The sequence below is a fragment of the Parageobacillus sp. NEAU-HV-2 genome (assembly GCF_059115485.1).
Window position 1 is genome coordinate 237,417 of sequence record NZ_JBXUJJ010000002.1, and the last position, 26,121, is coordinate 263,537.

The window sequence follows — 26,121 nt, forward strand, 5'->3', positions numbered from 1 at the left end:
GATATGCGAAGCTATGAACGTTCGAAAGCGGCGTATGAAGAAGCGGTCCGGCTGCTGCCAGGTGGTGTCAACAGTCCCGTTCGCGCATTTAAATCCGTCCACATGACACCGATCTTTATGGCGCGAGGCAATGGCTCGAAAATTTACGATATCGACGGCAATGAATATATCGATTATGTGTTATCATGGGGACCGCTTATTTTAGGCCATGCGAACCCTCGCGTTGTCGAGGCGTTAAAAAAAGTGACAGAAAACGGTACAAGCTTTGGCGCACCGACATTGATTGAAAACGAGTTAGCGAAATTAGTGATTGAACGGGTACCATCCATCGAAATTGTTCGTATGGTAAACTCCGGAACAGAAGCGACGATGAGTGCGCTTCGGTTAGCACGTGGCTATACGGGTCGCAATAAAATTTTGAAATTTGAAGGATGTTATCACGGCCACGGCGACTCGTTATTGATAAAAGCTGGTTCGGGAGTGGCGACACTTGGCTTGCCGGATAGCCCTGGGGTTCCAGAAGCGGTAGCGCAAAATACGATCACCGTTCCTTATAATGACTTAGAAAGCGTCCGTTACGCATTTGAACGGTTTGGCGAAGATATTGCCGCGGTCATCGTCGAGCCGGTTGCCGGAAACATGGGCGTCGTTCCGCCGGTTCCGGGCTTTTTGCAAGGATTAAGAGATATTACGAAACAATACGGTGCGCTCCTTATTTTTGATGAAGTCATGACCGGCTTCCGCGTTGACTACCATTGCGCGCAAGGCTATTTTGGCATTGAACCGGATTTGACGTGCCTTGGAAAAGTCATTGGCGGCGGGCTGCCGGTCGGAGCGTACGGTGGAAAAGCGGAAATTATGGAAAAAGTGGCGCCGAGCGGTCCGATTTATCAAGCCGGCACCTTATCGGGAAATCCGCTCGCCATGACGGCCGGATATGAAACATTGATTCAGCTGACGCCGGAAACATATGTGGAGTTCCGCAAAAAAGCAGATCGATTGGAAGAAGGATTGCGCGAAGCAGCGGAAAAATACGAAATTCCGCATACGATTAATCGCGCGGGTTCGATGATCGGTTTCTTCTTTACAAACGAAAAAGTGATCAACTATGAAAAAGCGAAAACATCGAATTTAGAGATGTTTGCGACGTATTATCGCGAAATGGCGGAACAAGGAATTTTCCTTCCTCCGTCGCAGTTTGAAGGGTTATTTTTGTCCACGGAGCATACGGATGAAGATATTGAAAAAACAATCGCCGCGGCGGAGCGCGCGTTTGCGAAGATTCGCGAAGGGAAATAAAAAACGGGTTTGTCCATCTTTTGATGGGCAGCCCGATTTTTTATTCATACTATTTCTTTTTCCTTCATACAATGGGTAATGGCATAGACAATTTTGTTGGAAGGGACGGAAGGAGGAGTTACGGTTGGAGCAATCGTATTTGCGTTTTTCCCTCGAGGAATCGGTCTGGTTTAAAAAAGGACAGGAAGTCGCTGAATTTCTTTCTATTTCGCTTGACCCAGTCGTCACGGTCGATGAATACGAGCAATATATTACAATTCGCGGGGCTTTGCAATTAAGCGGGGAATTTCTCCTAGCGGAAGGCGAAGAAAGCGATACAGATACAGATTCATTTGATTTTGTCAGCCATCGCTTTATTCAGCGCGTTTCCACGCGTGAAGACGGTATCAGCGAATTGTCACACCGTTTTCCAATCGATATTACGATTCCGAAAAATCGCATTCATCATTTAGAGGATGTATACGTGACGGTGGAATCGTTTGACTACGATTTAAGTGAAGATGGGAGATTGCTAGTGACGGCGGATATTTCGATCAGCGGAATTAGCGAAGTGCCACTTGATGAACCTTCGTTAGTAGAGGAAGAAAACGACGAGCCGTTGTTTGAACCATTTGAGGTAGTGGCGCGCAAAGAGGTATATGAAGAAGAACAGCGGAACGAGCAGTTGGAAGAAGGGCCAGTTTCTGTTGCCGATGACATGCTAACAGAGCAGAATGAAGAACAAGAGGAAGCAGCAACTGATCGAAAAGAAAAGAAACACAAAAAAGAAAATGTGGTGCCATTAAATTTGGCGGAACAAACGGCGGAAAAGAAAGAAGCAGTGATGCCGTTTATGGAAAACGAGCCGGTGCAGGCAGAAGAAGAAAATAAGGTAGTAGAAGAAAACAAAGTAGAAGAAGTTGCTCCGCAGCAGGAGGCAAAAGTGTCGATCGGCGCCATTAAAGAAAACGATGAAGACATAGCGGAAGAAGTAGAGGATGAAAACGAAAAAACAAAAGTAAAAAGCGAAAATGCGTTATATTTAACAAAACTATTTGCCAAAAATCAGGCGGAGGAATTTACGAAAGTAAAAATTTGCATCGTTCAGCAAGGAGATTCGTTGGACAAGATCGCCGAACGGTACGATTTAACCGTCCAGCAGCTGCTGCGTGCCAATCAACTGGAAAGCCCGGAAGAGATTCATGAAGGGCAACTATTATATATCCCGGCGCTGGTGGGAAGCCGCCCTTGATAGTGAGGGAAACATGATTCCTCACTTCTTTTTATGAAAGGGGGCGTTTCATTGAACAGAGAACGGATCGAAATGTATGTACCCATTTTGCAGCAATACGGGCTAAAGCCGTTTCGCGTCGATGATTACGGGAAAGTAAAAAAAGTCTATACGAACGCCGGCCTGTTTGCTTTAAAAGAAATAACAAATGCCAGGGAAATGGCGGCCGTGCAACAATCGTACATGCTGTATGGAAAACAATTGGTTCCCCTTTATTTATCGAGGCAAGGTTTGCCGTTTGTCTCGCATGGCCGGCATTATTATTTAATGCCGTGGATTGCGGTAGAAACAAGAACAGAAAAACACGAACAAATTCGTGCTTTTTTCCGCGCTCTTGCTTATTTGCACAAAACATCGTTAAAGCAGATCGATGTTCGCGAAGAAGAGGTCAGCGCCTATTATGAGCAGAAAAAGAAGGAATGGGAACAGCAGCGTTCGTTTTTGCAAGCTTATATAGAAAAGTGCGAAAATACATGGTATATGTCGCCGTTTCAGCTGCAATGCTGCGCCTATTTTCATGAAACTATGCAAGCCTATTGGTTTGCGGAGACGGAGTTAGAGAAATGGCATGAAAAAATAAAGGAAACAAAAAAATGGAGAATCGCCTGGATTCACGGAAAAGCACGGCTTTCTCATTATCTCGAAACGGGAAAGGAACAGTGCTATTTTTTTAGCTGGGAACGGGCCGGCTGGAATTCGCCGCTTTTCGATGTAATCATAGCGCTTCGTTATCATATGCATACATTTCCGCCGATCGGTGATGAATGGGTGGAAGGAGTGGAAGAATACGAAAAAGCGTTATCCCTGTTAGAAGAGGAACGGTCCTTTTTTTTCAGCCATCTCGCACAGCCGCATTTTTTGTATCGCTGCATTTATGAGTACGAGACAAAGCGCCAAAACGGCAAAAGTGAACGGGAGTACGTTTCCGAACTGCAGCGCCGTTACTTTGCAATGAAAAATATGGAGTATGTTGTCATGCGCCTTATCCAGCGAAAAGAGGCAGAAGAAGCTAAATCCACTCCAGATGAAACGCCACCGCAATAAGCACAAAAATGGCCAATAAGATGACATCAAACGTCGTCGGTAAAAAAATCGTGCGGACTGCTTGAACAATCGTAATCGGGATAATAAATTGCGCACAGACGGCGCGAACTTGCCGAAGCCATGGCGGCCATGAATAATAGTTAAATCGTTTCATTGAGCACTCCCTCCTTCTTGCAAGTTACTATTAAAATATGATTGGATATTATTTTTGTCACCAAAAATGAAGGTATGGAATAAATAAATAAAAAATTGGCAAAGATGATTGACGATAAAATAAGTTTTTCGGTAGTATAATAAACAGAAAAATAGCAAAAAGCGAAGACAGGGAAGAGTACAACGAATAACGCCTTCAGAGAGGGAAATCAGTAGCTGCGAGATTTCCTAGGACGGTTATCGTTGGAAGGTCGCCCTCGAGCTGCTTCTTTGAACGGCGGCTGCCTAGTAGAAGAAGCCGGTGATATGCCGTTATCGCAATGAAGTGCTTAAGCAAGCTATTTTTGCTTAAGAAAAAAGGTGGTACCGCGAAAGAGTCTCCTTTCGTCCTTTTTAGGATGAAAGGAGTTTTTTATTGATAAGAAGGAGGGAAAGCAAAATGGAACAAAAAGAGATAACGATGTCGACGAAATACGACCATAAAGCGGTGGAAACAAACCGCTATCAATGGTGGCTTGACGGAAAATTTTTTGAAGCGACGGGCGATCCTGATAAAAAGCCGTTTACGATCGTGATCCCGCCGCCAAACGTAACAGGGAAGCTGCATTTAGGACATGCGTGGGACACGACGCTGCAAGATATTATAACACGCATGAAACGGATGCAAGGCTATGACGTCTTATGGCTGCCGGGAATGGACCATGCCGGAATCGCCACACAGGCAAAAGTAGAGGAAAAATTGCGCAAGCAAGGGCTGTCCCGCTATGATTTAGGCCGGGAAAAGTTTCTTGAAGAAACGTGGAAATGGAAAGAAGAGTATGCGAACCACATCCGCCAGCAATGGGCAAAATTAGGGCTTGGCCTCGATTATACGCGGGAGCGCTTTACGCTCGATGAAGGCTTATCGAAAGCGGTGCGCGAAGTGTTCGTATCGCTTTACCGAAAAGGGCTTATTTATCGCGGCGAATACATTATTAACTGGGATCCGGTAACGAAAACGGCATTATCGGATATTGAAGTGATTTATAAAGAAGTAAAAGGCGCGCTTTATCATATGCGCTATCCGCTTGCCGACGGATCGGGCTATATCGAAGTGGCAACGACCCGTCCGGAAACGATGCTCGGCGATACTGCGGTCGCCGTTCACCCAGATGATGAACGCTATCAACATCTCATCGGCAAAACGGTTATTTTGCCGATTACCGGCCGCGAAATTCCGATTATCGCCGATGAATATGTCGATATGGAATTCGGCTCAGGCGCGGTGAAAATTACGCCGGCGCATGACCCGAACGACTTTGAAATCGGCAACCGCCACAACTTGCCGCGCATCCTCGTCATGAACGAAGACGGCACGATGAATGAAAACGCGCTGCAATACCAAGGATTGGACCGCTTTGAATGCCGCAAGCAAATCGTGAAAGATTTGCAAGAACAAGGCGTGCTATTTAAAATCGAAGAGCATGTGCATTCCGTTGGCCATAGCGAACGAAGCGGCGCGGTTGTCGAGCCGTATTTGTCGACGCAATGGTTTGTGAAAATGAAGCCGCTTGCTGAAGCTGCGATTGAGCTGCAAAAAACGGAAGGAAAAGTACATTTCGTTCCGGAACGCTTCGAAAAAACGTATTTGCATTGGCTAGAAAATATTCGCGACTGGTGCATTTCCCGTCAATTATGGTGGGGGCATCGCATTCCGGCTTGGTATCATAAAGAAACAGGCGAAATTTATGTCGATCATGAACCGCCGGCCGATATTGAAAACTGGGAGCAAGACCCGGATGTACTAGATACATGGTTTAGCTCAGCCCTATGGCCGTTTTCAACGATGGGCTGGCCGGATACAGAGGCACCGGATTACAAACGCTATTATCCAACCGATGTGCTTGTCACCGGATATGACATCATTTTCTTCTGGGTATCGCGCATGATTTTCCAAGGCCTTGAATTTACCGGAAAAAGACCGTTTAAAGACGTATTAATCCATGGTCTTGTCCGCGACGCGCAAGGAAGAAAAATGAGCAAATCGCTCGGCAACGGCGTCGATCCGATGGATGTCATCGACCAGTACGGTGCCGATTCGCTCCGCTTCTTCTTGGCGACAGGAAGCTCGCCGGGGCAAGATTTGCGCTTTAGCACCGAGAAAGTCGAAGCAACATGGAACTTTGCCAATAAAATTTGGAATGCGTCCCGCTTCGCGCTGATGAACATGGGCGGAATGACGTACGACCAGCTCGATTTAAGCGGAGAAAAAACGGTTGCCGACCATTGGATTTTAACACGCTTAAACGAAACGATCGAAACGGTGACAAAACTGGCCGAAAAATATGAATTCGGTGAAGTCGGCCGCGTGTTGTACAACTTTATTTGGGACGACTTGTGCGACTGGTATATTGAAATGGCGAAGCTTCCGCTTTATGGGGATGATGAAGCGGCGAAGAAAACGACACGTTCTGTATTAGCCTATGTGCTTGACAATACAATGCGCCTGCTTCATCCGTTCATGCCGTTCATTACCGAGGAAATTTGGCAGCACCTTCCACATGAAGGCAAGTCGATTACGGTAGCGAAATGGCCGGAAGTGCGCCCTGAGCTTTCGAATCGTGAGGCAGCGGAAGAAATGCGCCTTCTTGTCGATATTATCCGCGCGGTCCGCAACATTCGCGCCGAAGTGAATACACCGTTAAGCAAACCAATTAAACTGCACATTAAGGCAAAAGATGAACAAGTGCAGGCAACGCTGGAGAAAAATCGCGCGTATTTAGAACGGTTCTGCAATCCGAGCGAGCTGATCATTGCAACCGATATTCCAGCGGCGGAAAAGGCGATGACCGCGGTTGTCACCGGTGCGGAATTGATTTTGCCGCTTGAGGGGCTTATCAATATCGAAGAAGAAATTAAACGGCTCGAAAAAGAACTGGAAAAACTCGATAAAGAGGTCGAGCGCGTGCAAAAGAAACTAAGCAACGAAGGGTTCCTTGCGAAAGCTCCGGCGCATGTAGTTGAGGAAGAGCGAAGAAAAGAAAAAGATTATCTAGAAAAACGCGAAGCGGTTCGCGCCCGCCTGGCGGAATTAAAAAAATAGACAAGGGAACGCTCCTTCACTTATCATGAAGACGAATCCGGAAATTTTGGATTCGTCTTTTCTTATCATCATACAAGGAGGAACATGCCAATGGTTCGCACCTATGAGGAAGCGCTAGAGTGGATTCATGGGCGTTTGCGTTTAGGAATAAAACCAGGATTAAAACGAATGAAATGGTTGATGGACAAGCTTGGACATCCGGAACGCCGCATCAGGGCGATTCATATCGCGGGAACAAACGGAAAAGGGTCAACGGTAAGCTATTTGCGCCATATTTTACAAGCGGCAGGTTACTCTGTCGGCACGTTTACGTCGCCGTATGTCGAGCAATTTAACGAACGCATCAGCGTCAACGGCAAGCCGATTCGCGATCAAGAAATTGTCGAGCTCGTCCAAGTGATCGAGCCGCTTGCCGAAGAGCTTGAGCAAACCGAGCTTGGCGCGCCGACAGAATTTGAAGTCATTACGGCGATGATGTTTTATTATTTCGGGAAAATGAACATTCAAGATATGGTGCTTATTGAAGCCGGACTTGGCGGCCGCTTTGATTCGACGAACGTGATTTATCCGCTTCTTTCCATCATTACTAACATCGGCTATGACCATATGAATATTTTAGGAGAAACATTAGATAAAATCGCTTTTGAAAAAGCTGGCATTATTAAATCAGGAGTACCGTTGATTACCGGCGTCGAGCAGCCAGAAGCCTGGACGGTAATTTCGGAAAAAGCGGCATCACTGAAAGCAAAAACGTATCGGCTCGGAGAGGACTTTTTGATCGTTCAGCACGAGTCGGTCACTGATGGAGAGCGTTTTTCGCTGGAAACGCCGTTTTCGCAATATCCAGATGTAAAAATTACGATGTTTGGAGCGCATCAAACGCAAAATGCGGCGCTGGCGGTGATGGCAGCGGAGTATTTGCGGATGTGCTATTCGTTTTTGATTGAAAAAGAACATATTTATGAAGGACTGGAAAAGGCAAAATGGATCGGCCGCTTTGAACAAGTAAGCAAAAAGCCGCTGATCATTATTGACGGTGCTCATAACGAGGCAGGTATTCATAGTCTTGTTGATACAGTACGTTCGCACTATCCCGACAAAGATATTCACGTGTTATTTGCCGCATTGGCGGATAAACCGCTGGCTCAAATGATTCCGTTGCTTGCCGAAATCGCCAAAACGATGACGTTTACTTCATTCGATTTTCCGCGCGCCGCATCCGCCAAACAGCTTGCTGAGCTGTGCGACCATCCGCGCAAAGCGACGACGGACGACTGGAAAGGCTGGATTCAGGAAAAGAAAAAACAAAAGCGAAGCGACGATCTTTTCTTGATTACCGGGTCGTTGTACTTTATTGCGGAAGTAAGAAAGTTGATAAAAAAGTAATATCCATATAGAAAAAAATGTTGATATAATAAAGAAAAATAGTACTTTGGAAGGGGGAGGGGAGGCGTGTGGCACTGTGGCGAAAGCGAATAGCATTCATTGGAATTTTCGTGATTATATTAGGATTTTTACATATCGATGCACAATTTGTGTGGGCAGATAGTAAAAAAGAAGGGGATATTACTTTAGTAACGGATGAGAAAATCGAAGGATGGGCGACATCGCCCGGCAATGGGGAAGGAAACGGAAACACGATCACCCATTTTGATGTCCGCATTAACGTAAAGGGACAGGAAAACAGAGCGGTAAGCTATCGCACAGACGCGGTCGAAGTGCCGGCCGACCGAAACGGCGAGAAAAAATATACGTTTTCGCTCGATATGACCGGCAAATGGCCGGCAGCGCAAGGAGAAACGGTGACATACGAAATCACTGTCGATGCCTATCGGACGTTGGGGGGTGGAAAAGAAGATTTATATTTTTCATTTCCATCTGTCCCTTACGAATATGAGAAAGGAAATTCCCAAAGCAGCGCATATTTAGACTTTGCTTTTACATCCTCGCAAAATGAATATGCCAAGCCGCCCAACGCAGATGCGCAAGGAAGATTAGATGTAACGTTAATTCCAAAAGGCAGAGTGGACAACATCGTTCGCCCTCCGATTGATGTCGTGTTTGTGTTTGACGTGTCATTGTCGATGACATGGATGAAGCTTCAACTTGCCAAAAGCGCTCTTAAGTCCGCTATTGACTATTTTAAAGCAAACGTTAATCCGAATGACCGTTTTGCTCTTATTCCTTTTTCTGATGAAATAGATGAAATAAAAGTTGTTCCATTTTCGAAGTATGAAGATGCAAAAGCACAGTTAGATGTTATTGCTAGTACAGCCAACAGTCTTAACGCACACGGACTGACAAACTATTCAGCAGCATTACAAAGAGCGCAATCATTTTTTAATGATCCATCGCGAAAAAAGTATATTATCTTTTTAACCGATGGAATTCCAACAGTTTCTAAAGCGAAAGAGCCGATTCGATACAAAGGGAAAATAGAGAATTTAGATGTTGAATATAGGTTATATTCAATATTATTTGGTTTTCCGGTAATAACACCAATGCGAACGGTTTACTATTCGGAAAAAGAAACAGAGACACAATATTTACAATACCACGAGGCAGAAGCAAAAATTCGCGATCACGGAATTAATATCGCTAAAACCCTCGGTATGAACAATATTACACTATATTCCATCGGCTTCGGTAATCATCAAGATGTCGACATGGATTATTTAGAAAAGCTATCCGCGATGACAGGTGGACAGGCGAAGCGAGGCACGGAGCAAAACCTAACGGAAATTTTCCAGGAGTTTTCGAAGCTGGCGACCGATCCGGTGTTAAGTGGAACGATAAAAATTCCGCTAACCTCGTTTGGCGGAAACGTGGAAATTGTCGAGACGGATCAAGTTTGGCTCGATGAAAAGAAAGAAAACGCCTACATCACGTTTTCGATTCCGTATAAAGTAGGGCAGCCAGCACCGCCGCCGGTTACCATTCCGATTCCGATGCGGTTTAAAGCAAAAGGGGAGTATACGTTTACCGCGGAATTGACATATCGCGATATATACGGAGTAGAACAAACACCGATCTCGAAATCAGTCAAGGTCGTCGTGAAAGACGAAGTGCCGCCGTCGTTTGACGGAACGGTGACGCTAGAAGGAATTACGAGAGGCGTAGACGACTTAGTGAAATTCGGTAATACAGATGATGATTCGAACCGATTTAAAGCACGTTATTCGCTAACAGCCATTGGCTATGTTGGGAGCGCATCCGGGAACATAAGCAACATCAAATTGGTTCAGCAGCTTCCGGAAGGAGTTACGGCAATTCCGTCGCAAAACGTGACCGTATATACGGAAAATGGTGTCCAGTACGCCGAGATTATGTTTCCAAATACGGTTATCAACTATAAGGAGCTAAATAATAAAGAGATTACCGCCGAATTAACGTTTCAGGCGAATTGGGCAATGGAAGGGGTGCAATTGCCACCGGCTTTCGTTTCTTTTCAAGATAGCAAATACGGCGCGCGGACGGCATCTTTAACTCCCCCTTCGCAACGGATTGCAATGAAGGTCCGCTTACGTGAATTTCCCGATATATATTACGAAGGAGACAGCCGCGGCCTTATTACGAAATGGCAAGAGCTTGATTCAGCAGCCAATTTGCTTGGAACGACGAAACATCCGAACGATTACGGATTGCTGATGCTTCCGGTAAAGGCATTGCAATTTAAGGAAGACGACGATTCCATTCTTCTCGTCACGTACAATAACGGTGAGACGGTGAAGCTATATTTAAAACCGCACGTAGCAATTATAACCGGAGATGATCAGCAAGTCCCAAGTGGCGCGACTGTTACAGAACCGGTAACCGTTAAAGTAACAGGGCGTGTCGCAGGGGAAGGTGTCACGTACGAATATAAAGTCGAAAATCCAAAGCAAGATAGCGCTTGGAAGCCGCTCAATTCACCATATGAAATTCCGATCACTTGGGATGGAACGTCGACGATATCCATTAAGGCGAAAGGCGGATTAACAAAAGGAGACGGCATTACCACGGTATCGCTTACGTATACTAAGCTCATTCGCCAATTAACATTAGGAGACTATAAACAAACGATGGAAATCGGCGAAACGCAGACGATTCCGGTAACAATCGAGCCAAGCGATGCGACGAATCAAACGCTGCGATGGACTTCGAGCGATCCGGACGTCGCGACGGTGGTGGACGGAACAGTCAAGGCCGTTCAGCCGGGGACGGTAGAGATTACGGTGAAAGCGACAGACGGCAGCAATGTAACGGCAAAGGCTACCATTACGGTTATTGACCCGTTCGTGCCGCTCGAAGCGATCGATTTCCAACAGGAAGTTTTATATATGACGGTAGGCGAAGAGCTCGACGTCGAATCGCAATTAACCTTTACTCCAAGCGATGCGACAGATAAAAGCCTTGACTCTGTACAATCGTCCGCTTCGGAATACGTCGAAGCGCGCCTGCGGCAAGGCAAATGGTATATCGTTGCCAAAGACGTTGGATATTCAACGATTACTGCGATAGCCAAAGCGAAAACGAAGGATGGTAAAGAAATCAAAGATTCGATCACGGTGATTGTCCGCGAGAAATCGTCTTCAGGCGACGATGGAGAAAGCGGAAAGAATAGATGGTAAAACAAAAAGGGAGCCTAAGGCCCCCTTTCTTTTTTACTCCAAAAGGATGACATCAGATTATCCCTGCGTCGTTTTATTTTACCATTAGCTTGTCAACGACAAGTGACAGCTTTTTCACAAACGGCAATCCTTCCCCGCGATTGATAAATACCGATTTATCATGGCGGATGACAAAGCGGGACTCCTCTTTTTGATCAAGCGACGGAGGCGGTGTAAAAGAGATGGAGCCACCTTGTTTTTCCGCCGCGCCGCGATAGGCGTTGATGACAAGCCCGGAAACATCCGAATCGGGCGCGAGTTCAAGCTCGTTGCCGCGCGCGAACAAACCTCCTTTAATATTGATATACGATCCGACCGCGTAGAGAACGGCGTTGCTATCGGTATAAAAGTAGCCTTTTAAATTCGGCTCTTCAAATTTTTCAGGATTGTTTTTAAACTCATTTTCAAACTCGTTGATGCGCGCGATTTCTAGCGGCCCTTTGGAAAGAAGCACGACTTCTTTATCATTCCAGCCGGCAATATTGGCGGTGTAAATGAACGTGCGCCCAAGGACGTAAATCGTCGAATCAAGCTGGATATCGCCGCTGATTATCAAATTGCCGCGCACAATAATATTTCCCCGTACTTTTGTTGGCGTGTTGACACTGTTTCCCAGAAATAAATCACCATTGACAATTAGCCATTTATTTTGTAAGTCAAGTTCGCCGCTATCTAACAAAGGGGGTGTTTCCGATTTAAGAATAATCGATTGACTAGTTGAATCGATATTTTCTCGTAATGATGAAACACTGTCAAAGACAGCAAAGCAGCCTTGGTCTTGCAGTTCATTTAAAAGTTGGTCTATGCTTTTATCAATATAAGTCTCATACTCTTGGCTAAATGTTTCCATTCCCGCTGCGTTTAACAATTTATCTTTTACGGTCCAGTCAAAATCGACATCAATAAATTCTTCATGTTCTTTTTGAATGGAAGGACCTTGGGATTGAAAGCGCACGTCATTAGAATAACTTTCCTCAATACGTCGAAAAACGTTATCCGCATTGTAACAGGATCTTTCCTTATCGTTACAAGAATAATAACTTCCATTGACAAACAATACACTCGTCTTGCTCGTTGTTGGAAACGACGTTTGTTCCATATGTTTATCGGAGTTATCGATGTAATTGGCTACATTTGTAACGTAGGCGTTTTTTCCGGCATAAATATTTCCATCAATATACGCCCCACCGTTTAAAATAACATCTTCTTTCGATCCGATCGCATATTTCAAAAAGCTTGGCGTATTCGTCAAAATCACCCGTCTTTCCACAGTCTTGCTGCCGTGGGGTTTCGAAATAAGATAAACGCGAGTAAATAATTTTGCGCGATTGATATTATAATCGCCTGTCACATCTTTAATTTGCACGCCGTAGCGCTGTTGCAAGGTAGGGATTAGTGTATTTAACTGCATATCTAATTTTTCTGGCGTAGACAACTCAAAATCATCTATCACTACTTTCATTTCCGCAATCGTTTCCTCGATCGCTTTTGTCGCTTCATGAAGCGATTCAATGTCTTGCACGCGCATTTCCGTAAATTTTGCTTGATAAATAGAGACAGATAAAATCGTTAAACCGAGCAAAAAAAAGATGGTAATGATCAGAAGGGTGACGACTAAACTATGTCCTTTTTCATTCATAGCCTCACTTCCTTTAAAATCCGAATTCGGTCTTTAATGTAAACGGCTTTATATATAACAGGCCATCCGGATCGTCATGATCGCGGTCTTGAACAGAAAGTTTGATCGTAATGATGCCGCTTCGGCAAATATTTTCTTCTTGTTTCGCACAGCGATAAGAAAGATTGGACTGGCTGGAAACGATTTTTAAATGCGAGGAATGAAGTTGCTCCCCATTGAGCAATACGGCATTCTGCTGCAAAGAAACGGTGAGCGTTTTACGGTCCATTTTTTGCTCTTCGACAATGCCGACGGAAGAATTAATCACTTTTTGGCGATCGGTTACAAACTGCAGCTGCTGATCTGTTGTTTCCTCCATGTTGAGGCCGTCGGGAGAAAACTGGTACAGTTCATTCATCACGGTCGCCACGACATAATCCGCTTCACTGCGCAACTGGTTTTCGATAAAAATTCGCTTATACGCATTCAACCCGCTGAAAAACACGCCATAAATAGAAACAAGGATAAAGGAAGAAATGGTAATGGCGGCTAGCAGTTCGACAAGAGATAGTCCGTTCGCATTATTAACGTATCGTCTCATTGGCAATCACACCTTCTACCCATTCCGACTCATCGGCTCGGTCGCCCCAGCGCACGATCACATAAATTTTGAGCAGATAGTTTTGCAAATCCGCGTCAGGATTTTCGATATTTTCGCTAAGAATCTTCTGTTTTAATGATGCAGGGAATTCCTCTGGTGGGGCTGTTTTCAGCTCGTCCCACGCTTTTTTGTCATATGGAATGAGAAATACATGAATGCGGGTTTCATCATATGTAACGTTGTTGATCGTGGGGCGAAGCAGCGCCTCGCACACCTGCTTTTCTTCAAACAGCGCAAGATTGCAGCTAGAAGCGTTTAGTTTAACAAACGGCATGCTGGAATCGTGCAGTTCCTTATCGACATACTGTTTTAATGCTGTAAAATCGAGGCGTTCCATATAGGCCAATACCCCGCGCGCGATGTTGATCGCCACCGTTTTTCCTTGGTTATATGTCGTATATTTCATGGCATTGGTAAAAAAGTAGAACATGCCGATCGCAACGGTAGATAAAATCGTAATGGACAATAGTACTTCGAGCAGCGTAAATCCGTTCGCACGGCCGATGATAGAAAATTTCTTTTGTGCCATTTGCCATACCCTTCTTTCAAAATATGTAACTTTATTATACAATATGTTAGAGTCCAATATTGTGTTTTTTATAGGAAAATGGTCTTGTCATGCTATCGGGAAACGGGGTGACATATTGAAGCACGCTATTTTTATGGTCATTGCCTTTGTCTTGGCGATCCCGCTTTTGTTTGTTCTCCCGGTCGGATTAAGCAGGGCTGGGAAAATGGCAGTGCTACTGATTGCCTTGCTGTTCTCTTTTCTTTCTCTTGTCGCCAAACCCTTTTTTCCAATGTGGCAGCTTGCTATATTAGTAGGATTATTGATGATCGCTCTGACCTATTTGCTTCATCGCCAATTTGCCCACGTTTTTTACCTGGAAGAACAAGCGGATGATGATGAAGAACTGGAAGCACCAAATGGACAGGCTGGCGAAACTTTCGGTGCTGTGAGCAAAAATATAGACGTTTTGCGCGGAAAAGAGGCAACCGCAGAGGAAACACCAATGCCAATCGAAGCGGCGGGCAGCGTTTCCCTAAAAAATTCAACGGCAGATGAAGAAGAGGAAATCATCATCGTCGATGAATTGCCTTTTGAAGCGGCTGCGGATGCCGAACGAATCGAAGCAGCGTCAGACAATGACGATGACAAACTAAAGGAAACGTCGGCATTGGACGAGTTGCCGCCAGAAACGGCCGTGGAGGAAACACAGCCGGAACATGCAAGCGAAGACGAAGTTTTTTGGAAAACGATTGAAATGGCCGATCAGCATGAAAACGAAAGCGTTGAGCCGCTACTGTCGGCGGCCGCTCCACACACGGAGCTGCTTGATGAATTGCCCGTTGCGGTGACGCCGGAACTGGAAGAAAAGATGGCTGTCATTCCTGCAGCGACGCAGGAAACAGAAGCGGACGGTGAAGAAAAACGGCCGAATTTACATACTTGGGACGTGCTCACCGATCATTTGCCGCTTAACGAAAACGGTTTAGAGGCAGAAGAAGCGAATGAGATGGAATGGGAGGAAATCATTCCGGCAGAAATAGAAGTGCAAAAAGCAGATCGCAGCGACGCGATATGGCGTGAAACAATAGAAGAAGGAGACGGATATCAGCTGGCGGAGCAGGAGCGCGATGCAGGCGAAGAAGAGCAATCAGTGGTTGAACAGGAAAGCGGCAAAAAGGTGCCGAAAAAAGGTGAGCTTATTTTGCAAGTGCGGTCGGAAGTGATTCAAACCGTGGTCGATGAGCTTCGCTTCAACCGTAAACATATGGATCCGTTCCAATATGAACAACATCTGATGCAATGTTTGCAAGCCCCGTTGCCTGATCATGATTATTATGTATTTGCTCGGTTATTAATGGAACATTACGTATTAGAGAAACAATATGATCGACTTGCCGCATGGCTTGTCCAACTGCAAGAAAAATTCCGCTCCTACCCAATCATACAAGCGGAAATTCAATTTCTTCAAGAAATGGTAAAGAAATTACAAAATGGGTGTGGTGAAAAGCATGAAAAATAGTGCACAAATCATTGGCCTTCCGATTATCAGTATTTCTGACGGCACACAAATCGGGAAAGTCAAAACGCTCGTCATTAATCCGGAAAAAGGTTCGCTCGATTTTTTGACGGTGGAACAAGAAGATGTGCAGCTAAGCTTAAAAGCGATCCCGTTTAAAAAAGTGATCGGTATCGGTGAGTTCGCCGTAACAGTAGAGAATGTTCACGATGTCATTGATTTGTCGGAAATTCCGATTGCCAACCAGCTTGTCAACAAACAAATTCGCATTAAAAATACGAAGGCGATGACGAGAAAAGGACAGTTGCTAGGCGAGGTAACTGAGTTTTTTGTCAATGAAGAAACAGGGGAAATCATTGGCGTCGAATTGCGCGTTGGCGACCGCCAGGCGGTGCTGCCAGCGGCAGCGATATTAACGTACGGAAAAGATATTTTAGTGGTCAGCGAAGATGCGCCGCAATCTTTGCTTGACGAAGCCCGTTTGCTTATTTCACAGCAGGAAAAAGCGACGGAGGATCTTTCCGATGAACAAACCGCCCTTGAAGAGGTATCTGTGTGGCATTCGAATATTGAAGCGATGGTAGAGGAAGCGGAAAACATCGAAGCGCTGCAAGCATTGCGGGAAAAGCAAATCGCTCTTTTAAAAGGAAAGCGGGTTACGAAAGATATTTTCGATAAAAATGGAAACGTGCTGATTGCGGCTGGCACCGTACTGACGGAAGTGCATATTCAAAAAGCGCAGGATGAAGGGCCGAGCGTGATTGTCGATTTGTCGATGAACGTGGAAGCATAAGAAAAAGGGGAGAGGTAGGCGGTGAGAAGCGCTGCTGCGGTAAAATTATTTGTTATCATAGCCATTTGCACGATTTATTTCATTAGTTTTTCGCAAATAGGAGCGCTGGCTTATGAAACGTTTTTCGCTGACACCGACCGTCTGCCCGCAGGAACGATGGTTGGCCCGATTTCGCTGGCAGGAAAATCAAAGCAGGAAGCGCTGCAAGTGGTGGAGGAAAAAGTCAACGAATGGAAAGCGAATGCTTCTATCGCCGTGGTGTATCAGGAAAAGAAAGATGTCATTCCGGCGTCGCTATTTACGTTTCAACCGGAACAAAGCGTAGCGCAAATGGTTTCTGGACGATCAGCGCCGCTTCTCGTGCTCGTGGATATGCAAGCGTGTTCGGCCATCATCCAAAAGCTGCTTCCTTCCCCGCTTGATTCAGCTATTAATCTCAAAAAATTAGAAAACGACCTAATAGATATTGCCGCACGGCTGCAAACGCAATCGAAGCTCGATCTTGCCGCATACATTCCGGTTGACGGTGATGCGCAGCAGGCGGTGAGCTCCGCCGTCATCAAAACTAGCAATAAAGAGCTGCTCGAATGGGTTGCTGCCAATCCAATGATCGAAATAAAAGGAAAACAAATTTTTTCCCTTGCCTCCTATATGAAGGAAGCGGGAAAATCTCTTTCTTCCGAAGCGATGAGCATCATGGCTTCGGCGATCTATGAAACGATTTTGCCGACCAATTTTACGATTGTCGAACGGCATACGAGCCGCGAACTGCCTGATGGGATTAAAATCGGTTATGAAGCAAAGGTCGACGACCGCCGCGACTTGCAATTTTATAATCCAAACACGACCGCTTACACGCTGTCGTTTCAAAAAGGCGAAGCCGGCTTGCGCGTAACGCTTGTTGGGCTGCCGTTCGCTTATCAATATGTTGCGAGAGTAGGAAATGCCGAATATTTCGAACCGAGGACGGTCGTGCAATATAGCCCGCTCCTCCGCCCTGGGGAACGTCAATTGAAACAAAGCGGCAAACGGGGAATGCTCGTCAAAGTAACACGAGAAACGTACGATGGGCAGCATCATCGTGTGCGCGTCGAGACGATTGCGGAAGATTTTTATCCGCCGTCCTATAATATCGAGCTCCGTGGTTTAGAGGTAGGAGACGTGCCATCCGATACGAACGAAAATTCATCTTCCACAGAACAGCCGGCAAATCATGAAGAGCAAGCAGATAATAATCAAAACAGCGAACAGGCGGACGAAAAGCAGAATGACCAGCAATCTCCATCTACAGACGGGCAGTCGGAAAACGGACTAACGCCTTCCACGAACGTTTCTGGCGGCCAAAAGAACCATGACCACGAAAAGTAGGGATGAGGATGAAGAAAAAACAAGAACGGAAACGATTAGGCGATTTATTAGTGGAAGCTGGTTTAATTACCGAAGCGCAGCTGCAGGAAGCGTTAAAGGAAAAAGCGCCTGGGCAAAAGCTGGGCGACGCGCTGTTGCAGCGGGGATATATTACGGAGCAGCAATTAATTGAAGTGCTTGAGTTTCAATTAGGCATTCCTCATGTCAGCTTATATCGCTATCCGATCGATCCAAAGGTGACCAACCTCATCTCCAAAGAATTTGCCAAGCGCCATATGGTGATGCCGTTAAAAATTGAGGGAGAGCGTCTGCTTGTCGCAATGGCGGACCCGATGGACTTTTTTGTCATTGATGATTTGCGCCTTTCGACAGGGTTTCAAATTGAAACGGCGATCGCTTCGAAAGATGATATTTTGCGCACGATTAATAAATATTATGACATTGATGAGTCGGTGGAAGATTTTTTGCAAATGGCACCGGCGCCGGAAACGCGGGAAGAAGAGCGAGCCATCGAAGATGATTCTCCAATCGTTCGCCTTGTAAACCAAATTTTGCAGCTGGCCGTCGAACAGCGGGCGAGCGATATTCATATTGACCCGCAGGAAACGAAAGTGCTCATCCGCTATCGCATTGATGGCATATTGCGGACCGACCGCGCGCTGCCAAAACATATGCAAAGCATGCTTACCGCTAGAATTAAAATTTTAGCGAACATGGATATTACCGAACATCGCATTCCGCAAGACGGCCGGATTAAAATGGACATCGATTTTCATCCGGTCGATTTGCGCGTTTCCACGCTGCCGACGGTCTATGGCGAAAAAATCGTGATGCGCGTGCTCGATTTGGGAGCGGCGCTGAACGATATACATAAACTTGGCTTTAATCAATTAAACTTGCAGCGGTTTATCGAGTTGATTGAGCGGCCGACTGGCATCGTCTTGATTACCGGACCGACCGGGTCGGGAAAATCATCGACGCTCTATGCGGCGCTCAACCATTTAAACAGTGAAGAAGTCAATATTATTACGATCGAAGATCCTGTCGAATACCAGATAGAAGGGGTCAATCAAATCCAAGTCAACCCGAACGTCGGTTTGACGTTTGCCCAAGGTCTTCGTTCGATTTTGCGCCAAGACCCGAACATTATTATGGTCGGGGAGATCCGCGACCGCGAAACAGCGGAGGTGGCGATTCGCGCGTCCCTGACCGGCCATTTAGTGCTAAGCACCTTGCATACGAACGATGCGTTAAGCACGATCACCCGCCTCATCGATATGGGCATTGAACCGTTTTTAGTGGCGACATCGCTCGCTGGGGTTGTTTCCCAGCGGCTCGTCCGCCGCGTCTGCCGCGACTGTCAGGAAGAGCAGGAACCGACAAAGCGGGAAATCGAAATTTTCGCTCGCCGCGGCATGAAAATCGATAAGCTCATTCGCGGCCGCGGCTGTCCGACGTGCAATATGACGGGCTATCGCGGACGGATGGCGATTCACGAGCTTCTTGTCATGACCGAGGAAATGCGGCGCGTCATTTTAAACAAAGAGCCGTTTTCCAAGCTGCGCGAGCTCGCCATTAAAAATCGGATGATTTTTTTAATTGATGACGGATTGCTAAAAGTCAAGCAAGGGTTGACGACGCTCGAAGAAGTGTTGAAAGTCGCGATTTTGAGCTAAAAGGTGAGAAACATGAAAGAGAAGCTCAACGCTTTGCTGCGTGCCGCCTTTGAAACAAAAGCTTCCGACGTCCATTTAACGGTCGGCGTTCCGCCGATTTTCCGCATTCATGGCGAATTAAAAAAATACGGCCAGGATGTGCTGCGCCCGGAAGATACGGAAGAAATGGCGAAGGCGATTATTCCGCCGCAGCTGTGGCTTCAGTTTCAGCAAAAAGGCGAATTGGATTTTTCCTACGGGATACCAGGCGTTTCCCGCTTCCGTATCAATGTGTTTAAGCAGCGGTCATGCATTTCACTTGCCATCCGCATTATACCGACAAAAATTCCGACGATCGATGAATTAAGGCTTCCACAAGTGATCAAACGCATCGCCGAAAAGCCGCAGGGGCTCGTGCTGGTGACCGGTCCGACCGGAAGCGGAAAATCGACAACGCTGGCGGCGATGATTGATTATATGAACAAAACGATGCGGAAGCATATTATTACGCTGGAAGACCCGATTGAATATTTGCATAAACACGGCGGCTGCATCATCGATCAGCGCGAAGTCGGCTTTGATACGAACAACTTTGCCAACGGGTTGCGCGCGGCGTTAAGGCAGGATCCCGATGTCATTTTAGTCGGGGAAATGCGCGATTTAGAGACGATTCATACCGCGATTACCGCCGCGGAAACGGGGCATCTTGTGCTTGGCACGTTGCATACAGCAAGCGCCCCGGCCACGATTGACCGCATCATTGACGTGTTTCCGCCCGCTCAGCAGGCGCAAATCCGCATCCAGCTTGCGTCTGTGCTTGTCGCGATTATTGCGCAGCGCCTTTTTCCGACCCCACAAAAAACTGGGCGGGTAGCGGCGACGGAAATTTTAATCAATAACGCTGCGGTGGCGAACTTAATCCGCAACGAGAAAGTGCATCAAATCGCCAACGTCATGCAGACGAGCCGCTCGCTTGGCATGCATACGCTGGCAATGAGCATAAAAGAGTTGATGCAGGCGGGATCGATCGATCGCGAAGTGGCGGAAGTTTATCTTGCACAGGAGCGTGGCGACGAACATGCCTCAATTTAAATATGAAGGCCGCGATATGAAAGGGCGGCGGCAACGCGGCACGATTGCAAGCGAGTCCAAGCGGGATGCGGTATTAAAATTGCGGCAAAAAGGGATTAAGGTCATCGAAATTGCGGAAGCACCGCAAACGTTATTAAACAAAGAAATTACGTTTGGCAAAGCGGTGAAGCTGCAAGATTTCGTCATTTATTTGCGCCAGTTTGCGACGCTGATCCGCGCGGGCGTATCGATTGTCGATTCGACACGCATTTTGGCAAGCCAGACGGAAAGCAAAGCGCTTAAAAAAGCGCTCATCGATATCGAAGAATCGCTCCGCTCCGGAAATCCGCTCTCGGCTGCTGCTGCGAAGCATCCGCGCATATTTCCTCCCTTGTTTGTCAATATGGTAAAGGCCGGTGAAGCAAGCGGCAGTATGGACGAAACGTTAGAGCGGCTCGCCGATCATTTCGAAAAAATGCATCGCACGCGGCAAAAAATCGTATCGGCCTTGGCTTATCCGACAGCGGTCGCGATCATTGCTGTTGCTGTCGTCATCTTTTTATTAGTCGCCGTCGTTCCAACCTTTGTCGAAATGTTTGCCGACTTCCATGCCGAATTGCCGGCAATCACCAAGTTTGTTTTAAAAGCAAGCGAAGTGATGCAAACATACTGGTGGCTCGTCATCATTGCGTTCATAGCGGTATATGTCTTGTTTTCATTGATGAAAAGACAAAAGAAAACAAAATATTACCTTGACTACGCCGCAATGCGCATCCCTATTTTCGGAAAGCTCGTGCAAAAAGCGGCATTGGCGCGAATGACACGGACGCTAAGCTCTTTGTTTTCCAGTTCGGTTCCGATTTTGCAGGCACTGGCGATCGTCGAAAATGTTGTCGAAAACGAAGTGATTGCGAAAGTGATGAAGCAGGCGCGCGACGCGCTCGAGCGCGGCCAGTCGCTCACGGAGCCGATGAGGCAGCATTGGGCGTTTCCGCCGCTGGTGACGCAAATGATCGCGATTGGCGAAGAAACGGGGGCATTAGACGCGATGCTGGCAAAAGTCGCCGACTTTTACGAAGCGGAAGTCGACGCCGGCACCGACCGGCTCAAATCGCTCATCGAGCCGCTCATGATCGTGCTTTTAGCAGGAATTGTCGGGACGATCGTCACTTCGATTATCGTGCCGATGTACGATATTTTCAACCATATTCAACAATAAATTACAAGGAATATATTCTCATAGATTCATAAATCGTGGTAAAATAATTAGGAAAAAAGTGCGATAAACATAAAAAAATAGGGAGAGGGGTATTACAATGCTGAAACGATTGTTGAAAAACGAACGGGGGCTAACGCTTATCGAATTGCTCGCCGTCATCGTCATTTTAGGAATCATCGCGGCGATTGCGATTCCGGCGATTGGTGGACTAATCGACAACTCGAAAAAAGATGCGCATGTGTCTAACGCACAGCAAATGATTAACGCGACGAAAATCGCGGTAACGGCGGATAAAGATTTGATTCCGGCGGATGGAAAAAAAACAGCTATATCTTTACATTATCTAGAAAGTAAAGGATATCTGGAAACCGTAAAAAGCCCGGACGGTTCAGGTTACAAAAAAAATGACTCCTCTGATAATAACAGTGACAGTAATAATGATTTGCGAACGGATCTTACAGCCGACCCAGCATCTTCCTTCTCGTATGTGTTAATTTCAAATTCCGGAAACAAGTTAAGTTATGCGGTGAAATTAATCACTGGTGAACGCGGTATCCAAGGAAATGGTGGCACAGCTGTTGCAGAAAGCGACCTAAAACGTGATAAAGTAGTGAAATTACAGAACTAATAAGCATTTTTAAGGAAGGACTAGTATGTCTGTCACCGCTTTATTTATATTAGTTTTTCTATTAGCTATTCTCCTCGGCTCGTTTTTTAACGTCGTCGGCTTGCGCGTGCCGGTTGGAGAGTCGATTATGTTCCCTCGTTCGCATTGCCCGCGCTGCAAGCGGCAGCTTGCGGCGCGGGAATTAATTCCTGTTGTATCATACGTGCTGCAAGCTGGGAAATGCCGGGGATGCGGGGAGAAAATATCGCCGTTATATCCGTTTATCGAGCTGTCGACGGCGATTCTTTTTACGATTTCGCCGCTGTTGGCGGGATGGTCAAAAGAATTGTTCGTCAGTTGGACGCTCATTTCGCTGTTGATAATTATCGTTGTCTCGGATATCCGCTATATGATCATTCCTGATAAAGTATTGCTTGCCTTTGCCTTTCTTTTTGCGCTTGAGCGGCTGTTTATTCCGTTCATCCCGTGGCGGGACGCGCTGATTGGCGCGGCCGTCGGCTTTTCGCTGCTTTTTCTCATCGCCGTCATCTCTAAAGGCGGCATGGGCGGCGGCGATATTAAACTGTTTGCCCTGCTTGGATTTGTGTTAGGGTGGAAAATGGTGTTGCTTGCTTTCTTTTTCTCTACCTTTTACGGGACGATTATTGGACTAGCCGGCATGGCGCTCGGCAAAGTGCGGCGCCGCGAGCCGATGCCGTTCGCGCCGGCGATTGCGCTTGGTACATTAACTGCGTATTTCTTCGGCCACGATATCATTCAATGGTATAAGGAATTCATTTTCTTTTCAATATAAGGGGAAACATAAGCATGGTTGCGCTGTGGAAACGAAAGCATAAAGTTGCTAATTTAGTGATTAAAGATCATGTCATCCGCTATGTCGAGACAAAGCCGGGCGACCCGTTATCGGTGCAGAAATGGGGCGAGCGCTGCCTTCCGAAAGGAATCATTCAAGACGGCAAAATGATCGACAGCGAGACGCTAGAAATGATTTTGGAAGAATGTGTGGAAGAATGGAAATTAAAAGGGCGCCGCGTCCGCTTTATCGTTCCGGATTCTTTCGTGATGATTCGACGCATTCCGCTTCCCGCTGATCTTGAAGATGATGAAATCCGCGGCTATTTATTTATGGAGCTGGGGGCGACGATTCCGGTGCCGTTTTCCAATCCGGTCTTTGATTATGTTGTAGTAGAAAGGAAGAAAGAGGAAACCGTCATTTTGCTGTTTGCCGCTCCGGAAGAGGCGGTCTCTCATTATACCGAGTTATTCGAAACGGTAAAGCTGCGCCCGATCGCCGCCGACGTTTCTCCTCTTTGTGCGTACCGGCTTTTTTATATCGCTCGCCAGATGAAACAAGATGATCATATTTTGCTTATTCAGTTTGATCAAACTTCCATGAATGTGAGCGCGTTTCATGAACATAAACCCGCTTTTATGCGCCATTTTCCGCTCGAGCCGTATGAGGAAATGGATGCAGCCAAAGCATCGCCGTTTATCGATCCGTTTGAAGATATATATAAAGAAATCGAACGGATGATGAATTTCTATTCGTTTTCGCTCCAGCAAGGAAAACAGCAAATTACGCGCGTCTTTCTCATCGGGGATCACCCGCGGCTGCCTCACGTTTATGAAGCATTGCAGGAACGGTTTGAGGCGCCTGTCGAGCAGCTTTCCGCTTCCGTGGCGGGCGCGGTGGACGCGCGCTATTATCTCGCATGGGGACTTGCGCTAAAAGAGGGAACAGACGATGATCGTTGAGATTAACTTATTGCCGAAAAAAGAGCCGAAAAACGCGGCCGTTATTGTGAGCATTGCCGTTTTCGCCGCGCTTCTCATCACAGCTGCCGTTGTTTTTTACGTTTTGAGTGCGCGGGTGAATGAACAAATTAACGTGCTCACGGGCGAGCTCAAACAGATAAGAGCTATGCAGGCGATCGAGCAGCAAAAACAAAAAGATGCCCAATCGGCGCAGGAAATAAAAGAGCTTCATGAAGCGGTGCAATGGTCGAAAAATTACCCGCTGAAAATGGTGCCGCTGTTGCGCAATATGACGAAGCTGCTGCCGGAGCGCGGATTTGTGATGAATTTTTCCTATGCGGGCAACGGAACGGTAACTGTTGCCGTGCAGTTTGATACAAGCGAGCAAGCGGCCTATTATTTAAAGCGGCTCGAGGACGCCAAATTTGTCGAAGCTGTACAGTTGAAAAATGTTTCGGCAGTGAATGCCACGGACAAAAACAATGGACAGGATACGGAAGAAAAGCAAGTGGTGCCCCGTTATCTCGCCCAATATGAAATTCATGTTCGCAAACAAGCGTTAGCGGAAAAGGAGAAACAATGATGACCGTACGTTTCTCAAAACGACAAGCCGTTATTTTGCTGCTATTGTTCGTCGTATTTGGCGCCATATTTGCAGGATTGTATTTTTATTTGCTGTATCCGCGGTATCAGGAAATAGAACAGTTAACCAACACCGTTAAGAACGAGAAAAAAATATTGGCAGCCATCAAAGCAGACGCGGCCAAACAACAAGAAGGCCTGCCGGAAAGCGTCGTAGCGCTGCAAAAGAAAATCCCTGTGAGGCCGTTGACCGAGCAGCTTCTTCTTGATTTGGAAAAAGCGGAGGTCGTTTCCAACAGCCTGATTTCCAGCATCAGCTTTTCTGAAGGAGAAAATGCTGAGGCAGAGGGAGAAGACACAAACGCAACAACAGGAAAAGCAGAAACAAACGCAGCGCCAGCGAAGGAGCGATCTCCCGCGACCGCCTTGCCGGACGGACTAAAAAAAGTAACGGTGCAGCTAACGGTGCAATCGCCGACCTATTATCAGCTGGAACGTTTTTTACAGACGCTTGAAGATTTGGACCGCATCGTGTCCGTCGAAAAGCTTTCGTTTGCCGGCAATCCAGAGCTGACGTCCGTGGACACAGAAGTGAATCCGCTGACATATTCGTTGACTGTTAGCGCTTTTTATTATCCAAAACTAGCAGAGTTACAAAAGCTGCTGCCGCAGCTGGACGTTCCTCCTCCAAGTGAAAAGGATAACCCGCTGACAGAAGTGATTCCTGGGGGACAACCGCCAACGCAGCAGCAACGGAAGGCGGAGTGATCATATGCTGCTGCGGTGCAATCGGGGAATGACGCTAGTGGAGCTGCTGGCTGTCATCGTTATTTTCGGAATCGTATCCTCCATCGCGGTGGTTGCGGTGCTGCAGCTGATCGAAAAATCAAAAGAGAGGGCGTTTGTGTCGGACGCCTATGCGCTTTATGAGGCGGCAAGGCTGTATGTCGGGGCGGAAAAAGTGGAGTTTTTGCCAGCGCGCTCTTCGGCAACGTTGACATACCGCCAGCTTGTCGAAGAAGGAATGCTTCATCCGCTCCAAGATCCGTTTACCGGCAATGTGCTGCCAGCGGAAACGAATCCGTCTTATGTGCTCATCACCAAAGGGGAAGACGGATCGCTCAACTATTCTATTTGCCTAAAAGGAGAAACGAAACAGCTTTGCACTTATTCCGACACGTCTCCGGAAGTTCCTGTCGAAGCGTTGTCGGTCGAGCAAATCCGTGACCGATAAGCGCAAAATTTGC

22 protein-coding genes and 1 other annotated feature are annotated in these 26,121 nt (G+C 46.6%); of the genes, 18 read left to right on the forward strand and 4 right to left on the reverse strand.

All coding sequences use genetic code 11. The features are described 5' to 3' along the window. The first annotated feature begins 3 nt into the window (after positions 1–3). The 3 genes from hemL to ysxE all read left to right on the forward strand — a co-directional run bounded on the left by hemL (position 4) and on the right by ysxE (position 3,613). Positions 4–1,299, forward strand: a complete 1,296-nt coding sequence (hemL, locus tag AC1WMD_RS04670; RefSeq protein WP_043905654.1) for a glutamate-1-semialdehyde 2,1-aminomutase — start codon at positions 4–6, stop codon at positions 1,297–1,299. Between the two features lie 124 nt (positions 1,300–1,423). Continuing rightward, entirely contained in the window at positions 1,424–2,530 is a 1,107-nt protein-coding gene (gene spoVID, locus AC1WMD_RS04675; RefSeq protein ID WP_494256118.1) for a stage VI sporulation protein D, read from the forward strand. A 72-nt stretch (positions 2,531–2,602) separates the two neighbouring features. Further along, positions 2,603–3,613, forward strand: a complete 1,011-nt coding sequence (gene ysxE / locus AC1WMD_RS04680) for a spore coat protein YsxE (RefSeq protein WP_494256294.1) — start codon at positions 2,603–2,605, stop codon at positions 3,611–3,613. Here the strand turns inward: ysxE and AC1WMD_RS04685 are convergent. Then, a complete protein-coding gene (locus tag AC1WMD_RS04685; protein WP_043905652.1) occupies positions 3,579–3,767 on the reverse strand; it encodes a YszA family small membrane protein in 189 nt (62 codons plus the stop codon). The genes ysxE and AC1WMD_RS04685 overlap by 35 nt on opposite strands. A 155-nt stretch (positions 3,768–3,922) precedes the next feature. Then, positions 3,923–4,161 (forward strand) — a binding site (T-box leader). A gap of 44 nt (positions 4,162–4,205) precedes the next feature. Here AC1WMD_RS04685 and AC1WMD_RS04690 point away from each other — a divergent pair. The 3 genes from AC1WMD_RS04690 to AC1WMD_RS04700 all read left to right on the forward strand — a co-directional run bounded on the left by AC1WMD_RS04690 (position 4,206) and on the right by AC1WMD_RS04700 (position 11,458). Beyond that, a complete protein-coding gene (locus AC1WMD_RS04690; RefSeq protein ID WP_494256121.1) occupies positions 4,206–6,848 on the forward strand; it encodes a valine--tRNA ligase in 2,643 nt (880 codons plus the stop codon). A gap of 90 nt (positions 6,849–6,938) precedes the next feature. Next, positions 6,939–8,234: a bifunctional folylpolyglutamate synthase/dihydrofolate synthase gene (locus AC1WMD_RS04695; RefSeq protein WP_494256123.1), complete on the forward strand. Its 1,296-nt coding sequence runs from the start codon at positions 6,939–6,941 to the stop codon at positions 8,232–8,234. 68 nt (positions 8,235–8,302) lie between these two features. After that, positions 8,303–11,458 (forward strand): VWA domain-containing protein, encoded by a 3,156-nt coding sequence (locus AC1WMD_RS04700; RefSeq protein ID WP_494256125.1) that lies wholly within the window; start codon positions 8,303–8,305, stop codon positions 11,456–11,458. A gap of 73 nt (positions 11,459–11,531) precedes the next feature. Here the strand turns inward: AC1WMD_RS04700 and AC1WMD_RS04705 are convergent, their stop codons facing one another. The 3 genes from AC1WMD_RS04705 to AC1WMD_RS04715 are packed head-to-tail and all read right to left on the reverse strand — an operon-like array spanning position 11,532 to position 14,305. Next, complete coding sequence (locus AC1WMD_RS04705; protein WP_494256126.1) at positions 11,532–13,136, reverse strand: hypothetical protein; 1,605 nt, start codon at positions 13,134–13,136, stop codon at positions 11,532–11,534. A 13-nt stretch (positions 13,137–13,149) separates the two neighbouring features. Continuing rightward, a complete protein-coding gene (locus AC1WMD_RS04710) occupies positions 13,150–13,716 on the reverse strand; it encodes a PilW family protein (protein WP_494256127.1) in 567 nt (188 codons plus the stop codon). Then, the gene (locus AC1WMD_RS04715; protein WP_494256128.1) at positions 13,700–14,305 is read right to left on the reverse strand and encodes a PulJ/GspJ family protein; all 606 of its coding nucleotides are present in this window, start codon (positions 14,303–14,305) and stop codon (positions 13,700–13,702) included. The genes AC1WMD_RS04710 and AC1WMD_RS04715 overlap by 17 nt, the downstream gene beginning before the upstream one ends. A 115-nt stretch (positions 14,306–14,420) precedes the next feature. Between AC1WMD_RS04715 and AC1WMD_RS04720 the strand changes: the two genes are divergently transcribed. The 12 genes from AC1WMD_RS04720 (at position 14,421) to AC1WMD_RS04775 (ending at position 26,108) form a co-directional block, all read left to right on the forward strand. Further along, positions 14,421–15,806, forward strand: a complete 1,386-nt coding sequence (locus AC1WMD_RS04720; protein WP_494256130.1) for a hypothetical protein — start codon at positions 14,421–14,423, stop codon at positions 15,804–15,806. Next, the gene (locus AC1WMD_RS04725) at positions 15,796–16,596 is read left to right on the forward strand and encodes a PRC-barrel domain-containing protein (protein ID WP_494256131.1); all 801 of its coding nucleotides are present in this window, start codon (positions 15,796–15,798) and stop codon (positions 16,594–16,596) included. Before AC1WMD_RS04720 ends, AC1WMD_RS04725 begins: the two co-directional genes overlap by 11 nt. A 21-nt stretch (positions 16,597–16,617) precedes the next feature. After that, complete coding sequence (locus AC1WMD_RS04730; RefSeq protein ID WP_043905646.1) at positions 16,618–17,964, forward strand: VanW family protein; 1,347 nt, start codon at positions 16,618–16,620, stop codon at positions 17,962–17,964. An 8-nt stretch (positions 17,965–17,972) separates the two neighbouring features. Further along, positions 17,973–19,640 carry a GspE/PulE family protein gene (locus tag AC1WMD_RS04735; RefSeq protein WP_494256133.1) on the forward strand — a complete coding sequence of 556 codons (1,668 nt, stop codon included), beginning with the start codon at positions 17,973–17,975 and terminating at the stop codon, positions 19,638–19,640. Positions 19,641–19,652: 12 nt separating this feature from the next. Next, entirely contained in the window at positions 19,653–20,711 is a 1,059-nt protein-coding gene (locus tag AC1WMD_RS04740; protein ID WP_494256134.1) for a type IV pilus twitching motility protein PilT, read from the forward strand. Then, complete coding sequence (locus AC1WMD_RS04745; RefSeq protein ID WP_494256135.1) at positions 20,698–21,909, forward strand: type II secretion system F family protein; 1,212 nt, start codon at positions 20,698–20,700, stop codon at positions 21,907–21,909. Before AC1WMD_RS04740 ends, AC1WMD_RS04745 begins: the two co-directional genes overlap by 14 nt. A 97-nt stretch (positions 21,910–22,006) precedes the next feature. Next, positions 22,007–22,537, forward strand: coding sequence for a prepilin-type N-terminal cleavage/methylation domain-containing protein (locus AC1WMD_RS04750; RefSeq protein ID WP_494256136.1), 531 nt, complete (start codon positions 22,007–22,009; stop codon positions 22,535–22,537). A gap of 25 nt (positions 22,538–22,562) precedes the next feature. Then, positions 22,563–23,330 (forward strand): prepilin peptidase, encoded by a 768-nt coding sequence (locus AC1WMD_RS04755; RefSeq protein WP_494256137.1) that lies wholly within the window; start codon positions 22,563–22,565, stop codon positions 23,328–23,330. Between the two features lie 14 nt (positions 23,331–23,344). Beyond that, positions 23,345–24,292 carry a type IV pilus biogenesis protein PilM gene (gene pilM / locus AC1WMD_RS04760; protein ID WP_043905641.1) on the forward strand — a complete coding sequence of 316 codons (948 nt, stop codon included), beginning with the start codon at positions 23,345–23,347 and terminating at the stop codon, positions 24,290–24,292. Continuing rightward, the gene (locus AC1WMD_RS04765; RefSeq protein WP_494256139.1) at positions 24,282–24,875 is read left to right on the forward strand and encodes a PilN domain-containing protein; all 594 of its coding nucleotides are present in this window, start codon (positions 24,282–24,284) and stop codon (positions 24,873–24,875) included. Before pilM ends, AC1WMD_RS04765 begins: the two co-directional genes overlap by 11 nt. Then, complete coding sequence (locus AC1WMD_RS04770; RefSeq protein ID WP_494256295.1) at positions 24,875–25,642, forward strand: pilus assembly protein PilO; 768 nt, start codon at positions 24,875–24,877, stop codon at positions 25,640–25,642. Before AC1WMD_RS04765 ends, AC1WMD_RS04770 begins: the two co-directional genes overlap by 1 nt. Positions 25,643–25,646: 4 nt before the next feature. Next, positions 25,647–26,108 (forward strand): type II secretion system protein, encoded by a 462-nt coding sequence (locus AC1WMD_RS04775; RefSeq protein ID WP_043905638.1) that lies wholly within the window; start codon positions 25,647–25,649, stop codon positions 26,106–26,108. Positions 26,109–26,121 lie beyond the last annotated feature (13 nt).